11 protein-coding genes and 1 pseudogene are annotated in these 15,319 nt (G+C 70.5%); 10 read left to right on the forward strand and 2 right to left on the reverse strand.

The annotated features are described in order from the left end of the window. Positions 1–275: 275 nt before the first annotated feature. From RV983_RS02400 to RV983_RS02410, 3 genes are all read left to right on the forward strand, one after another. Positions 276–1,892: a purple acid phosphatase family protein gene (locus RV983_RS02400; protein WP_475984077.1), complete on the forward strand. Its 1,617-nt coding sequence runs from the start codon at positions 276–278 to the stop codon at positions 1,890–1,892. Positions 1,893–2,402: 510 nt separating this feature from the next. Further along, complete coding sequence (locus RV983_RS02405) at positions 2,403–3,395, forward strand: IS630 family transposase (protein ID WP_475984078.1); 993 nt, start codon at positions 2,403–2,405, stop codon at positions 3,393–3,395. A 62-nt stretch (positions 3,396–3,457) separates the two neighbouring features. Beyond that, on the forward strand, positions 3,458–3,895 hold the full coding sequence (locus tag RV983_RS02410) for a sensor domain-containing protein (RefSeq protein WP_475984079.1): 438 nt from the start codon (positions 3,458–3,460) through the stop codon (positions 3,893–3,895). 124 nt (positions 3,896–4,019) lie between these two features. Here the strand turns inward: RV983_RS02410 and RV983_RS02415 are convergent. Continuing rightward, positions 4,020–5,014: pseudogene (locus RV983_RS02415) on the reverse strand (IS630 family transposase). A 233-nt stretch (positions 5,015–5,247) separates the two neighbouring features. Here RV983_RS02415 and RV983_RS02420 point away from each other — a divergent pair. From RV983_RS02420 to RV983_RS02450, 7 genes are all read left to right on the forward strand, one after another. After that, the gene (locus RV983_RS02420; RefSeq protein WP_475984080.1) at positions 5,248–6,609 is read left to right on the forward strand and encodes an FAD-dependent oxidoreductase; all 1,362 of its coding nucleotides are present in this window, start codon (positions 5,248–5,250) and stop codon (positions 6,607–6,609) included. A 114-nt stretch (positions 6,610–6,723) separates the two neighbouring features. Then, the gene (locus RV983_RS02425; RefSeq protein WP_475984081.1) at positions 6,724–6,909 is read left to right on the forward strand and encodes a hypothetical protein; all 186 of its coding nucleotides are present in this window, start codon (positions 6,724–6,726) and stop codon (positions 6,907–6,909) included. 726 nt (positions 6,910–7,635) lie between these two features. After that, positions 7,636–8,814, forward strand: a complete 1,179-nt coding sequence (gene alr / locus RV983_RS02430; RefSeq protein WP_475984082.1) for an alanine racemase — start codon at positions 7,636–7,638, stop codon at positions 8,812–8,814. Then, a complete protein-coding gene (locus RV983_RS02435) occupies positions 8,811–9,845 on the forward strand; it encodes a D-alanine--D-alanine ligase family protein (RefSeq protein WP_475984083.1) in 1,035 nt (344 codons plus the stop codon). The genes alr and RV983_RS02435 overlap by 4 nt, the downstream gene beginning before the upstream one ends. A gap of 68 nt (positions 9,846–9,913) precedes the next feature. Further along, positions 9,914–10,135, forward strand: a complete 222-nt coding sequence (locus tag RV983_RS02440) for a hypothetical protein (RefSeq protein WP_475984084.1) — start codon at positions 9,914–9,916, stop codon at positions 10,133–10,135. A gap of 77 nt (positions 10,136–10,212) precedes the next feature. Continuing rightward, positions 10,213–11,376 (forward strand): sensor histidine kinase, encoded by a 1,164-nt coding sequence (locus tag RV983_RS02445; RefSeq protein ID WP_475984085.1) that lies wholly within the window; start codon positions 10,213–10,215, stop codon positions 11,374–11,376. Further along, on the forward strand, positions 11,373–12,014 hold the full coding sequence (locus RV983_RS02450; RefSeq protein ID WP_475984086.1) for a response regulator: 642 nt from the start codon (positions 11,373–11,375) through the stop codon (positions 12,012–12,014). Before RV983_RS02445 ends, RV983_RS02450 begins: the two co-directional genes overlap by 4 nt. A gap of 757 nt (positions 12,015–12,771) precedes the next feature. Here RV983_RS02450 and RV983_RS02455 read toward each other — a convergent pair. After that, positions 12,772–15,195 carry a SpoIIE family protein phosphatase gene (locus tag RV983_RS02455; protein WP_475984087.1) on the reverse strand — a complete coding sequence of 808 codons (2,424 nt, stop codon included), beginning with the start codon at positions 15,193–15,195 and terminating at the stop codon, positions 12,772–12,774. Between the last annotated feature and the right edge of the window lie 124 nt (positions 15,196–15,319).

Below are 15,319 nucleotides of genomic sequence, written 5' to 3' on the forward strand. Positions count from 1 at the left end.
AGGACCCACTCCTCCCGGGCCCGAAGGCCCGGGCCTTAAGCGTGAGCAAAGCACGAGCAAAGCACGAGCAAAAACAGGGCCAGGCCGCCGGGAATGGCCGTCCGTTGTGGTGACCGCCATCTGCCGTTCATACCTGCCCCACCGCTCCGGTCGACCGTGCTTCCTAGCGTCCGTGAGTGCGCGCAACGCTGACCTGCCGCAGCCCGCTGTCAGGTTCGGAGCGCTGCTGTCCGTTCGGTGTGCGACTGCACCCGACGACGCGAAAGGCCCCTGGAATGTCGGAAGAACCCAAGCACACCAGAATCTCTCGTCGCAACGCGCTCGGCTTGTTCGGCGCGACAGTGTCAGGCGCCGCCGCCGGGCCACTGATCCTCGGCGCCGGAACCGCCGAGGCAGCCCCGGCGAGCTCGGAGGTCACCGGTCTCACCACCGGCTCGCCCACCACCCCCGTCCAGGGCCTGCACCTGACCTTCGGCGCCGACCCGCGCAGCCAGATGGTCGTCTCGTGGGTCACCGACGCGGCCGTCAAGCACCCGCGGGTCGTCTACGGCACACTGAGTGGCGGCTTCGGCTGCACAGTGCACGCGAAGACGAAGACCTACGTGGACGGCACCTCCGGGCGGACCGTCTGGGTCCATCACGCGCTGATCAGCAAGCTCAAGGCCGACACCGACTACCTGTACGCGGCCCAGCACGACGGCTCCACCCCCGACGCCGGCACCTTCCACACGGCGCCGTCCGGCAGAGCTCCGTTCACCTTCACCAGCTTCGGCGACCAGGGTGCGCCGAGTGTGACGTGGAAGACGGGAGCGAACCCGGCCGACGCCTCGGGCCGGGACTTCGAGCCCAACGCCACGCCCGCAGCTGCCGACATCGTCACCGGCGTCGAGAAGGTCGGCCCGCTGTTCCACCTCCTCAACGGTGACCTCTGCTACGCCAACACCGGGCCCGACCGCGTCCGCGTCTGGCACGACTTCCTCGCCAACAACAGCCGCTCGGCGCGATTCCGTCCGTGGATGCCGTGCGCGGGCAACCATGAGATCGAGCTGGCCAACGGCAAGCTCGGCCTCGACGCGTACCAGACCTACTTCGAGCTGCCCTCGACCGAGACCCAGCCCGAGCTGGACAACCTCTGGTACTCCTTCACGGTCGGCGGGGTGAGGGTGATCGCCCTGCAGAACGACGACATCGCCCTGCAGGAGGGCGGCGACATCTACATCAACGGCTACTCCGGCGGCCGGCAGCTCGCCTGGCTGGAGAAGGAGCTCAAGTCGGCGCGGGCTTCGAAGGACATCGACTGGATCGTCGTCTGCATGCACCAGGTGATGATCAGCTCTGCGACCGCCGCGAACGGCCCCGATGTCGCGCTGCGTGCGGCGTACGGCCCGCTGTTCGACAAGTACGGGGTCGACCTGGTGGTCTGCGGCCACGAGCACGACTACGAGCGCTCGTTGGCGGTGCGTGGCGTCGTCCCCGGCAGCGTCACCCTCACACCCAACCCGAGTCAGACCGCGCTGGACGTGGTCGACAGCGCGCACGGCACGACGCACATGGTCCTCGGCGGTGGCGGCGTGTCCGGCATCACCAACAACAGCTTCACCACCGACGACGCCGACGGTCACGGGCATCACTCGGCATACGTCCAGATGAAGCGCGTCGGCAAGTACAACTCGGTCAAGGAGCAGGAGACGGCGGTCTGGATCGGCGTCCGCGACGCGGAGCATCCGTACGGCTTCGCCGAGTTCAACGTCGACCCGGGCCGTCACCCCGGCGACATGACCCGCATCCACGTCACCTACTACAACATCATCACGCCCACAGGTGAGCTGTCGGTCTTCGAGAAGTTCACGCTCCAGCGCCCCCGTAGTGACGGCGGCCACGGCCAGCACTGACCCACCGCGATCAGCGGCAGTAGTCGGCAACGCCTGGGGCCGGGACGTCGTCCCGGCCCCAGGCGTTGCCGGCCAGGAGCCCGGACGAACCGACCCGCGATACGGCCCGTCAGGGCCTCGAACACTTCCTGCCAGCGGGCAGGATCTATGCTGTGACCTGCGGCTACCGTCTGATCTTCTGTCTTCACTCACCGATGATCACCGGTGGCCGCTCCCGTTCCCGGACTGGCCTCCGACCAGCAAGATCGCGATCTACAGCTGGAGCACTGCTTGCCCCGTCCCCCACGAGAGAAAGTCTTGAAATGTCCACCTCTGTTTCAGGGTCCAGACGCATCGGGTTGCTGAGCGCGCCCTTCCGGCCACGAACCTGGCGCCATGTGCTGTACGCGCTAGTGTTGCGTGTTTGAAGTAGCTTTACGTTTGCGGTTTCGGGACAATGGGGCTGTGTATCTGGCCGCTGCGTTGCAGCTCCGTGAGGGTGACCGGTCGCGCTTGGAGGCGTTGACGCGGATGTCGACGGCCCCAGCGGGGTTGGTGCAGCGGGCGCGGATCCTGCTGCTGGCGGCGGAGGGTGTGTCCAACACGGACATTGCCGCCCGGTTGGGGACTTCACGTCCGACCGTGCTGAAGTGGCGTGACCGGTACGGGGCTTCGGGAATCGCCGCGCTCGGGGACCTGCCGCGTCCAGGCCGGCCGGGAACGGTGGATGAGGTGGCGGTGCTGGTGGCGACGCTGGCCGAGAGCGGTCGGCCGCCGGCCCGTCTGGGGGTGACGCACTGGTCGTCGCGGCTGTTGGCCGCGGAGCTGGGACTGTCGTTCTCCGCGGTGGCCAAGATCTGGCGCAAGTGGGGCCTGCAGCCGCACCGGGTGGAGACGTTCAAGTTCTCCACCGATCCCGAGCTGGAGCCGAAGATCCGTGACGTCGTCGGGCTGTATCTTGCTCCGCCGGAGAAGGCGGTCGTGGTCTGCGTGGACGAGAAAACCCAGATCCAGGCGCTGGACCGGACCGCCCCGATGCTGCCGCTTCGGCCGGGTCTGCCCGAGCGGCAGACGCACGACTACAAGCGCAACGGCACGACCTCGCTGTTCGCCGCCCTGGAGGTCGCCACCGGAAAGATCAGCGCCGATGCCTGCTTCGAGCGGCACAGCAACAAGGAGTTCCTGGCCTTCCTCAAGCAGGTCGCCAAGGCCCACCCCCGGGTGAAACTGCACGTCGTCGTCGACAACTACGCCACACACAAGCATCCCAACGTCATGGCGTGGCTGGCGAAGAACCCCCGGATCACCCTGCACTTCACCCCAACCTCCTGCTCTTGGCTGAACATGGTCGAGATCTTCTTCGGGATCATCACCCGGCAGGCCATACGGCGCGGCACCTTCGAGTCCGTCCCCGACCTCAAGGCCGCCATCCGCACCTTCATCGACGGCTACAACAGCCGCTGCAAGCCCTTCACGTGGACCAAGACCGCCGACCAGATCCTCGACAAGATCAAGCGTAAATAGACTTCAAGCACGCGACACTAGCGGCCCTCGGTCCGCTGCTGTTGTTCGTCCTTCCGTATGCCATGAAGTACACCCAAGGCCACGGCGAGCAGCAGATCGGCGTGCTGCTCCTGCTGGTCATGCTGGTGGTCGTCGCGTTCATCGGACCCGTGGCCGAGCGGCTGCGCTCTCAGCTGTTCCTGGGTGAGGAGATCGGGCGTCGCTCCGGTGCCGGCCGACTGGGACGCGGGCTCCTCTTCATGGTGGTCAACCTTGTGCTCGGCTCGGTCTCGTTCGGCCTCGCCGTGGGCTGGCTCATCGTGTCCGCACGCAACCTGTCCTATCCGATCTGGGGATGGGCGCCCTACCCCGACCCCGCCTGGGGTGGTCCGAGCCCGGCTGGTGCGGTAGCGCTGCACTTCGCAGCCGGGGTTGTGGCCTTCTTCTTCGGCCCTTGGGCCATCATCGGGATGACGAACTGGCAAGTGCGGGTGGCCCGCAACATCGTTGGCACCGGCTGACCGAGCTCTCCGTGTCACGGACGCACGCTGCCCCGGGCCCGCGCCCCAGTATCAGCGGCGGACCGCCCAACAGCCGTGAAGATCATGATCTACGGCTGGAGTCCTAGTGTCGCGTGCTTGAAGTCTATTTACGCTTGATCTTGTCGAGGATCTGGTCGGCGGTCTTGGTCCACGTGAAGGGCTTGCAGCGGCTGTTGTAGCCGTCGATGAAGGTGCGGATGGCGGCCTTGAGGTCGGGGACGGACTCGAAGGTGCCGCGCCGTATGGCCTGCCGGGTGATGATCCCGAAGAAGATCTCGACCATGTTCAGCCAAGAGCAGGAGGTTGGGGTGAAGTGCAGGGTGATCCGGGGGTTCTTCGCCAGCCACGCCATGACGTTGGGATGCTTGTGTGTGGCGTAGTTGTCGACGACGACGTGCAGTTTCACCCGGGGGTGGGCCTTGGCGACCTGCTTGAGGAAGGCCAGGAACTCCTTGTTGCTGTGCCGCTCGAAGCAGGCATCGGCGCTGATCTTTCCGGTGGCGACCTCCAGGGCGGCGAACAGCGAGGTCGTGCCGTTGCGCTTGTAGTCGTGCGTCTGCCGCTCGGGCAGACCCGGCCGAAGCGGCAGCATCGGGGCGGTCCGGTCCAGCGCCTGGATCTGGGTTTTCTCGTCCACGCAGACCACGACCGCCTTCTCCGGCGGAGCAAGATACAGCCCGACGACGTCACGGATCTTCGGCTCCAGCTCGGGATCGGTGGAGAACTTGAACGTCTCCACCCGGTGCGGCTGCAGGCCCCACTTGCGCCAGATCTTGGCCACCGCGGAGAACGACAGTCCCAGCTCCGCGGCCAACAGCCGCGACGACCAGTGCGTCACCCCCAGACGGGTAGAAGCGGCCGACCGCTCTCGGCCAGCGTCGCCACCAGCACCGCCACCTCATCCACCGTTCCCGGCCGGCCTGGACGCGGCAGGTCCCCGAGCGCGGCGATTCCCGAAGCCCCGTACCGGTCACGCCACTTCAGCACGGTCGGACGTGAAGTCCCCAACCGGGCGGCAATGTCCGTGTTGGACACACCCTCCGCCGCCAGCAGCAGGATCCGCGCCCGCTGCACCAACCCCGCTGGGGCCGTCGACATCCGCGTCAACGCCTCCAAGCGCGACCGGTCACCCTCACGGAGCTGCAACGCAGCGGCCAGATACACAGCCCCATTGTCCCGAAACCGCAAACGTAAAGCTACTTCAAACACGCAACACTAGGACCATGAGCCGGTTCCGGGACGCGAAGAGTGATCGGATAGGGTCGCTCTCGCCGCGGAAGAGCCGCTATTGCCCCATTCCGCGGTGCCGCAATTCGGGAGGAGCCGGTTTCATGTCACGTCCGATCCGTATAGCCATCGTTGGTGCAGGTCCTGCCGGAATCTATGCGGCGGACGCGCTGCTGAAATCCGATGCCGCGCGGGAACCGGGCGTGTCCATCGACCTGTTCGAGCGCATGCCCGCGCCCTTCGGCCTCATACGTTACGGAGTGGCCCCCGACCACCCCCGTATCAAGGGCATTGTCGAGGCTTTGCACCAAATCCTCGACAAACCGCAATTGCGCTTGTTCGGCAATGTCGACTATCCCGGTGACATCGATCTCGACGATCTGCGCTCCCTCTACGACGCGGTGATCTTCTCGACGGGGGCGCGCACCGACCGCGCACTGGACATTCCCGGGATCGGCCTGACCGATTCCCACGGCGCCGCGGACTTCGTCTCCTGGTACGACGGGCACCCCGACGCGCCGCGCGGCTGGCCGCTCACGGCGGAGAAGGTGGCAGTCCTCGGCGTCGGCAACGTCGCCCTGGACGTGGCCCGCATCCTTGCCAAGACGGCGGACGAGCTGCTGCCGACCGAGATCCCGCCGAACGTGCACGACGGACTCAAGGCCAACAAGGCGCTGGAGATCCACGTGTTCGGTCGCCGCGGCCCGGCACAGGCCAAGTTCACGCCCATGGAGCTGCGGGAACTGGACCACTCCCCGAACATCGAGGTCGTCGTCGCCCCCGAGGACATCGACTACGACGACGGCTCGATCGCCGCCCGCCGCGCGAGCAAGCAGACGGACATGGTCGCCAAGACCCTGGAGAACTGGGCGATCCGCGACGTCGGCGACCGGCCGCACAAGCTGTTCCTGCACTTCTTCGAGTCCCCGGTGGAGGTGCTCGGCGAAGAGGGCCGCGTCGCCGGTCTGCGGACGGAGCGGACCGAACTCGACGGCACCGGGAACGTCCGCGGTACCGGCCGCTTCACGGACTGGGACGTGCGCAGCGTGTACCGCGCGGTGGGGTACTACTCGGACGAGCTGCCGAAGCTGCCCTTCGACGTGGTCTCCGGGACGGTCCCGCACGCGGCCGGGCGCGTGCTCAACGGCGACGAGCCCATGACCTCGGTCTACGTGACGGGGTGGATCAAGCGCGGACCGGTGGGCCTGATCGGCCACACCAAGGGCGATGCCAACGAGACGGTCGCCTGCCTCCTGGAGGACCACGCGGCGGGCCGGCTGCCCGCTGCGGCCGTGCCGGATCCCGACGCCGTCGTGGACCTCCTGGAACAGCGCGGTGTCCGCTACACGACGCGCGAGGGCTGGCACCGGCTGGACGCCCACGAGCGGCAGCTCGGCCGGCCCCAGGGGCGCGAGCGCGTCAAGGTCGTGGACCGCGAGGCCATGCTGGACAACTCCGGCGCCTGACAGCGCTCGCTCGCCGCACGCCGCCTGTACCGCCCCACGTCTTCGTGGGGCGGTACAGGCGCACCGCGGGCGGTCCGGAAGAGCCCGGGCCCCGGTGGCATGTGCGGGTGCACGGTGCACGCCGCACCGGGAGACCGATTCGCCCCTGTTCCGGGAAGCAACAGCGTCGGCCGCATCAACGAGCGCCCGGGAAAGCCCTCCCATGAGCGTGCGATCGACGGTGTCCTGGACACCGCGGACGCGAGCCGCCCCCGGGCGCTCGACGGGGTGTCCCGCGTCGCCGCGGTGACGACGACCTGACTGGTGACGGCGCTCCTCCGCCTCGGCCTGCTCGGCCCCATCGCCCCCGGGCGCGGCGGCGAGGCCGTACGCCTGGTCCCCGGCCGCGTCGCCCGGGGCGCCCCGCGTCACCTGACCGATCCGCGCGACCGCGTGGCGGACGCGGTCCGCGAACAGGCGGGGGGCCCGCCTCCACCGGGCACCGGACCACCTCGCATTGGGCCGCGCCGTCATCGAGGGAACGGGCCACGCCTCCCGCGGACGTGCTGGAACCGGTCATCCTGCCTCCCACCGCCGGCCCGTCGGGACCGGGCGGTACGGCGTCGAGCCCTCGTCGCGCGGGTGTCCCGTGCCCTGGGAGACGCCGTCGCCCATCGCGGCGCCCGCGGCATCCGGGGAGCGGAGGTCATGGGCGGCGAGAGCGCGGTGGGCATCTGCCGGCGTGACGGGGGCGTGCCGCGGCCGCCCCCGCGCCCCGCTCGAGGCCGGGGCCCGCACAGTCGGTAGCCGGCTCGCACCGCACGCGGCCGGATCGACGGCGCTCACCGAAAGGCCGCGTCCGCAGTCGGCCGAAAGTCGTAGTGCCCCCTGACAGGTCCGACTTCTGCCCGAAGCCAAGGTATGCACGGCGTTCATAGTCTGCTGGTCATGAGCTCCATGTCGTGGACTCGGCACTCCGGACGGCCGACGGCCCTCAGTGCCCCTTCGGGCACGGGCCCGCTCGTCAGACCTCAGGAAAGGCGCCGCATGCACTGCGCACCATCGATCGCTTCCGGCGTCCGCGTCGCCGAGCCGCCGCGGCGGATGGCCCGCGGGGACCGTCCGGAGCTGACGCTCGACCCGGCGGCGATCGCCGCCAACACCCGGTTCCTCGCCGCGCGGGCGACCCGCCTGATGGCGGTGGTCAAGGCCGACGGCTTCGGGCACGGGGCCCGCGAGGCCGCCGCGGCCTCGCTCGGCGCAGGGGCGACGTCGCTCGGCGTCACCTCGGTGGAGGAGGCGCTGGCCCTGCGCGCCGCCGGCTTCCGGGTGCCGATCCTGAGCTGGCTCAACCCCGTGGACGCCGCGTTCGACGAGGCGCTGCGGGCCGATGTCTCCCTGGCCGTTCCCGGGAGCGGGCATCTGGCAGCCGTGGTGCGTGCCGCTTCCCGCACCCGCCGAGCGGCGCGGATCCACCTGCAACTGGACACCGGGATGGGCCGCGAGGGCGCCGAGCCCGCGGCATGGCCGGAGCTGTGCCGGCGGGCGCGGGCGGCGGAGGCGGAGGGCCTGCTCGATGTCGTGGGCGTGATGAGCCACCTCGGATGCGCGGACACCCCCTTCGACCCGTGCACCGACCGCGCCCTCGATCTCTTCCGGGCCGCGCTCTCCACCGCCGCGGAGGCCGGGCTGCGTCCCCGCCGGAGGCATCTGGCGGCCACGTCGGCGACCCTCACCGACCCGCGGACCCGGTTCGACCTCGCCCGCGTCGGCGCGGGCCTCTACGGCATCGACCCGACCGGAACGACCCGGCTGCACCCCGCCCTCACCCTGACCGCACCCGTGGTGTCGGTCCGCGCGGTGCCGGCCGGTGCTCCGGCCGGTTACGGCCATGCCTGGACCGCGGCACGGCGCACGCATCTGGCCCTGCTGCCCGTGGGGTACGCGGACGGTCTCCCCCGCGCCGCGTCCGACCGGGCCGAAGTCCTCCTCGGCGGCCGCCGGTGCCGCGTGGCCGGCCGGATCTCCATGGATCAGGTCATCGTCGACACCGGCGACCGGCCCCCGGTGGCCGGCGAGATCGCCACCGTCTTCGGTCCGGGCGACCACGGCGAGCCCACCGTGAGGGAATGGGCCCGGTGGTCCGGGGCCCTGGAGCACGAGATCGTGACCGGTCTGGGCGCACGCCTGGACCGCACCGTGCGCCGTCAGGCGGTGGCCGCATGACCGGCACCACGCCGTCACAGGCCGGCCGCGTCCGCGTCGCGGTGATCGGCGGCGGCCGCAACTGCGAGCACGAGGTCTCCCTGGCGACCGCCGCGTCCGTGCGTTCCGCGCTCGACCCCGCCGTCTACGACGTCCTCGCCCTCACCATCGGCCGGGACGGACTCTGGCAGGACGGCGAAGGGCGGCCGCTGGCCGGCACCGCCGCGCGGAGCCTGTCGGCCGCACTCACGCTGCTGGCCGGCTGCGATGTGGCCTTCCCCGCGGTCCACGGCCCCTACGGCGAGGACGGCACCCTGGCCGCGCTGCTGGACCTGGCGGACGTGCCGTATGTCGGATCCGGGGTCCGGGGCGGCGCGCTGGCCATGGACAAGTGGGCGACCAAGCTGGTGGCCGAGGCGGTCGGCGTCGCGGTGGCCCCGGGCCTCCTGGTCACGGCGGACGACGCGGAACAGGTGGCCTTCGACGGGCCGGTCGTGGTGAAGCCCGTCGCCGCCGGATCCAGCCACGGGGTCTCCCTCGTCATGGAGGCCCCGGAGCTCGCCCCGGCACTCGCCGAGGCGCTCCGCCTCGACGACCGCGTCCTGGTCGAGCATCTGGTCGTCGGGCGCGAGGTGGATCTCGCCGTGCTGCGGCGGGCGGACGGCAGTCTGACCGTGGGCCCGCCGCTGGAGATCGTCCTGGACGACGGGCGGCTCTTCGACACCGAGCAGAAGTACGACGGCGGGGCCCGGTTCCTGATCCCCGCGCCGCTGTCCGCCGATGAGCACGAGCAGCTGGTCGAGGCGTCCCTGGCGGTGTTCACCGCCCTTGGCTGCCGCGGAGTCGCCCGGTGCGACTTCTTCCTCACCGCCTCCGGCCCCGTCCTGAACGAGGTCAACACCATGCCGGGCATGACCGCGCAGTCGCAGGTCCCGAAGATGTTCGCCCAGCAGGGCCTGAGCTATCCCGCGCTGCTGGACGAACTCGTGCGCGGCGCACTGCGCCCGGATTCCCGCCCCCTGGGAGCGGCCACGGAGCGGAGCCTCGCGTGACCGTGCCGCTGAACTCAGCCCTTCCCGGCTCCGGCCGGGCCCCCGTCCACCACCACAGGAGGCTTCCCGTGTCCCTCTCCCTGCACCGGCTGCTGAACTCGGCCCGGGTCTACACGCTGACCGCCCTCGAAGTGGCCGTCCTCGGCGCCGGCAGCGACCTCGTGTCCGCGGACCCGGCCGCCTCCCGGAGCGCGGACGCAGACGAGGGCCCACCGGCCGCGACCGGGCGCCACCGGGCGGCCGTTCCCGAGGTGATCGGTGTCTCAGGGACATCTGAGGCGCGTCGGTGACACTGGAGGGGATCGCGGAGGGCCAACCGCTCGTGCGGCGAGCCGGAGCGCGGAACGACAGCAGGGAAGACGAAGGCGTGGACAACAGCACGAACCGCCTCCTGGAACGGCTGGTGCGCGGTGTGGTGGGAGCGGCGGGCCTCGCGGTCCTGCTGGGCCTCGGCATCGTGGACCTGACCACGGAAACGGTCCGCGCGCCCATCGTTCTGCTGGCGGCCGCCGTCGCCATGGTGACGTGGCGGCTGTCCGGCCGGGCGCTGGGCACCTGTGCGCTGGGGCTGGGCGTGGTCATGGTGGCGGCGACGAGGGTTGTCGATCCCGCGGCCATCGACGCCCTGCCGTTCGGGCTCACCATGACCACCGTCATCCTGCTGGTCATCGGTCTGGCCGCCTGGCGGGCGGAGCCGGTCCGCGCCGCGCTCGCGGTCCCGCTGCTGCTGGCGAGCCTGGTGCTCCAGCCGTTGCAGATGCTGGGGTCGGGGTCCGTCTCGAGGACCACGCCCGTGGTCTCTCTCACCATGGCGCTGGCCGGTGTCATCGCCGGCGCCACCGGACTGTGGGCGCGCATGCTCCAGACCGGCCGCCGGCGCCAGGCGATCGCCGAGCAACTGGCGCAGCGCACGAGCATCGCGTCCGACCTGCACGACTACGTGGCCCACCACGTCACCGGCATCGTGGTGCTCGCCCAGGCCGCGCAGAGCGTGGCGGCCAAGCAGCCGCAGGCGGTGCTGCCCGCCCTGGAGCGCATCGAGGCGGCGGGGGACGAGGCGATGACCGCCATCCGGCGCATGGTCGCCCTGCTGCACGAACCCGGCTCGCAGGCCCGGCTGGCGCCGATGGGAACGATCGCCGACATCGCTCCCCTCGCCGACCACTTCACCTCCGATGACGACGTGCAGGTGCGGCTGAGGATCGGCGGGCAATTCGACGACGTGCCGATCGACGTCCAGTCGGCCGTGCACCGGGTGGTGATGGAGGCCCTGACCAACGTCCGCAGGCATGCCGAGGGTGTGCGGACCCTGGACATACTGGTGGGACGTGACGACTGGCCCGACGTGGTGACGGTCGAGGTGTCCAACGACGGCCGCGGCCGCGCCGGCCACTCCTCGGGGGGCGGCGGCTACGGTCTGACCGGTCTGCGCGACCGGGCCGCGGCGCTCGGCGGCTCCTTCACCTCCGGTCCGAGGGACCCGGAGGGCTGGACCGTCCAGGCCCGTCTCCCGGCGGGAGGCGCACGATGACCATCCGTGTCCTGCTCGCCGACGACCAGGCCATGGTCCGCACCGGCTTCTCCCTGATCCTCGGTGCCGAGGACGACATCGAGGTGGTGGGCGAGGCGAAGGACGGCGTCCAGGCCCTGGAGATGAACCGCCTGCTCAACCCCGACGTCGTCCTCATGGACATCCGCATGCCGCGGATGGACGGGCTCCAGGCGCTGCGCGAACTGAACCGCACCGCGGCCGCCCCCAAGGTCGTGGTCGTCACGACCTTCGACGACGACGCCTATGTCTACGAGGCGCTCAACAGCGGTGCCTGCGGTTTCCTCCTCAAGGACTCGGGTCCGGTGCTGCTCACCGAGGCGGTGCGCGCGGCCCATTCCGGCGAGGCCCTGGTGAGTCCGGCGATCACGGTCCGGCTGCTGAGGGGCATCCAGCCGCCGCGTACCGCGTCCCCCGCCTCGTCGGACCTGTCATCGCGCGAGACCGAGGTGGTGCGGCTGGTGGCCGACGGCATGACGAACGCCGAGATCGCCACGGCGCTCTTCGTGTCCCTCGGCACGGTCAAGACCCACCTGGGGAACATCCAGACCAAGCTCGACGCGCGCAACCGCGTGGAGATAGCGCTGTGGGCATGGCGCTCGGGCCTGGTGGACGGGTAGTGCGCGCAGGTCACGCGGCCTGCCGCGGGTCCCGGAGTACGAGGGGCACCAGCAGGTAACAAGGGTGGTCCGGCTCGGAAGCGGTGTCGTGGTCCCGCCGAACACCTCGGCCGGACGGTCCTCGGGGCCGCTGCGCAGGAAGATGCCGTGCCCCCCTTCATCGGTACGCCGTGGACCTGGGGCCAGCGGCCGGCTCCGGCAGCTCGACATCCCGGCCGGTGACGGGTCAGGGCGGGGCCGTAGCCGGCGGGCACCACCACGGAGGTGGGCCAGATCTCGATGTCCAGCGGGACGACGGCCCCCGGCATGAGCGGCTCGACGCGTCGTGAGGGTGCCAGGGACGGTACCGGAGGCTGCGTCCGGGGTCGGTCGCACGGTGGGACGGCCTCAGCCGGCCCCTACCGATCACCCCGGCCGGGTCGAGGCCGCTGACAAAGAGCACAGGGCCACGCCGTCGTCGGTGCAGAGCTCCGCGCCCGTGCACCTCGAGCCCCGCCGACCGGGCCGTCGCCGCCGGTATCGGCCTGACCGCACTGGCTGTCCTGAACCTGCGGAGGACCCCCCACCATCACTGCCTCGAACATGGCCGCAGTCGAGACGGCGGCAGAGCCGGCCGGCGACCGCGGCCTCTGCCCCGTCTCCCACCGCCCGAGCGGATCCGGCCCGGTGACCCCGGCGCCCGGCACGGCCCGTGTGCCACGATGTGCGGCCCCCGCGATCCCGGGGGGGGCACATCGGCGTGCCCGGGCACCGTCCCTCAGGACGCCACCGGATCCAGCACCTGTTCGGCCCAGATGGTCTTTCCGACGGGCAGGTACCGGGTTCCCCAGCGATGGGAGCACTGCGCGACGAGGAAGAGCCCGCGCCCTCCCTCGTCGGTGGTGGCCGCCCTGCGAATGTGCGGGAAGGTGCTTGCCGTGTCGCTGACCTCGCAGATCAGCGTCCGGTCGAGCACCAGCCGGAGCCGTATCGGATCATGGCCGTGGCGGATGGCGTTGGTGATCAGCTCGCTGACGATGAGTTCCATGTCGAAGGCCAGGTACTCAAGGCTCCACTGCTCGAGTTGCCGTCGCGCGAGCGCGCGCATGCTGCCCACAGCCCCCGGGACGGGAGGCACGGTCCATGTCGCCACCTTCTCCGGATCCAGGGTGCGCGTCCGGGCGAGAAGAACGGCCAGACCGTTGTCCGTCGTGAGGTGGGGGGCGATGAGGTCGGCGATGACGCCGCACGTGTCGTCGAGCGGACGGCTCCGGCCGGCGATGACCGTGCCGAGCCGGGAAGCGAGAGCGTCGGATTCGTCCGGGCAGTGCAGAAGGCCGTGGCTGCAGAGCACCAGCGTGCTGCCTTCGCCGAGTTCCACGTCCAGTGGCTCGAACACCGGGTCCCCCAGGCCGAGCGGATTGTTGACCGGCAGATCGGGAAAGTCCACATCCCCCGACTGACCGACGACGGCGGGCGGGGGATGACCGGCGCTCGCCATGACACAGCGTCGCGAGATGGGGTCGTAGACGGCGTACAGGCAGGTGGCCCCCTTCAACGCCTCCACCACGGGTGCGGATCCCGATGCGTGTTCGCGCTCCAGGAGACGCGGCACCATCTCGTCGATCTGGCCGAGCAACTCGTCCGGGGTGAGGTCCAGTTGTGCCAGCGTGCGGATCGCGGAGCAGAGGTGTCCCATGCACGCGGCCGCCTGGAACCCCTCACCCGGCACCGCGCCCACGACCAGGGCCACCCGCGCCCCCGAGAGGGGGATCACGTCGAACCAGTCGCCGCCGACTCCCGCGTGCACGCGGGACGGCCGGTAGTGGTGCGCCACCTCGACCGCGCTCTGGTCCGCGACACTGCGGGGCAGCATGCTCGCGTGGAGGGTGAGGGCGGCCGTGTGCTCGTTCGTGTAGCGGCGGGCGTTGTCCACACAGACCGCGGCGCGCGCGACGACGTCCTGGGCGAGAACGAGGTCGTCCGCCTCGAAGGGCTTCGGGTGCTTCCGGTACAGATGCACGAAGCCCAGGGTCGTTCCCCTGGCGCGCACGGGTACGAGGATCAACGAGCCGATGCCGTAGTTGTGCATGGCCCGGATCCGCTCGTCGTCCGAATGCCTCAGCCATGCGGAATGGAGGTCGAGGTGGGGAATGAGCCTCGGCTGCCCGTCGGCGAGGCTTTGCACATGAGGCGAGTCGGAGGAATAGCTGCGCAACTGGCCCGGCTCCGCAAGGCCCTCGAAGACGCCCGGGTCCCCGGCCTTCCGGGCGACGAGACGTACCACCGCCGGGCCGGTGCCCGCCGGCTCCGGCTCCGTCCCCGCCATGACGCTGTCCAGGAGGTCCACCACCGCGACGTCCGCGAATCGCGGTACCAGCACGTCCACGAGCTCCTCCGACGTGCGCTGCACGTCGAGTGTCGTTCCGATCCTGACCGCGGCCTCGCCGATGAGCGACAGCCGCTCGCGCGTCTGGTGCTGGTCCGTGATGTCGATGATCAGGTCTGTGACGCCGAGGACAGCGCCGTCCGGTCCGGTCAGGACCACGGACGACACGTTCCACACGTGGTCCCTGTCCGGATCGGCGGGGGTGCGCCCGCCGTGGACGGCGTTGACGATCGGCTGTCCGGTCTCCAGGACCTTTCTGATCCTGCATTCGATGGCCGTGGCGTCGAGCCCCGGAAGGAGATCGGAGATCGGACGGCCGAGGGCCTGCTCCTCGGGGAAGCCGTGGATACGTTCCAAGGCGGTGTTGACCCGCACGACGCGCAGGTCCCGGTCGTAGACCGCGATGCCGATGGGCGCCTGTGTGAACAGCGCCTCCAGGATCGCCGGCCCCTCGGCGACCGCGCAGGGGGCGACGGGGACCGCGATGACCATGCGGCCCTCCCCCCGCCTGCCTCCGGGCTCCCGCAGTCGCGACGTGTGCAGGACGACTTCGGCGGGTGGGCCGTCCCTGCGGGCGAGCACGGCACGGTGACCGGGAGGGTCCGCCCGCGCCGGCTCCTCGGCGCTTCCGCCCTGCGGGAAGGCCTCCGGCCACAGCTCGGCCACCGAGCGCCCGACGACCTCGGACGGGCTGTAGCCGAAGAGCTCCTCAGCCGCGGCGCTCCACGCGGAGACAACACCGTGGCGATCGAGTACAAAGCCGGCGACCTTCTCGTCGCCGGGCGGAGGACGGCTCGCAGCGGAATTGCCCATGCCCGGTCCTGTCGCGCGAGTGACGCCTGCGGGCCGGCGTCGACTGCGGGTCGGCTGTCGTCAGTGGTTCCGCGTCGAGGACCACCGACAGATAGGTGTCGTATTCAGCCTAATCAGACCGCTT

This window comes from Streptomyces sp. RLA123, from assembly GCF_056270165.1.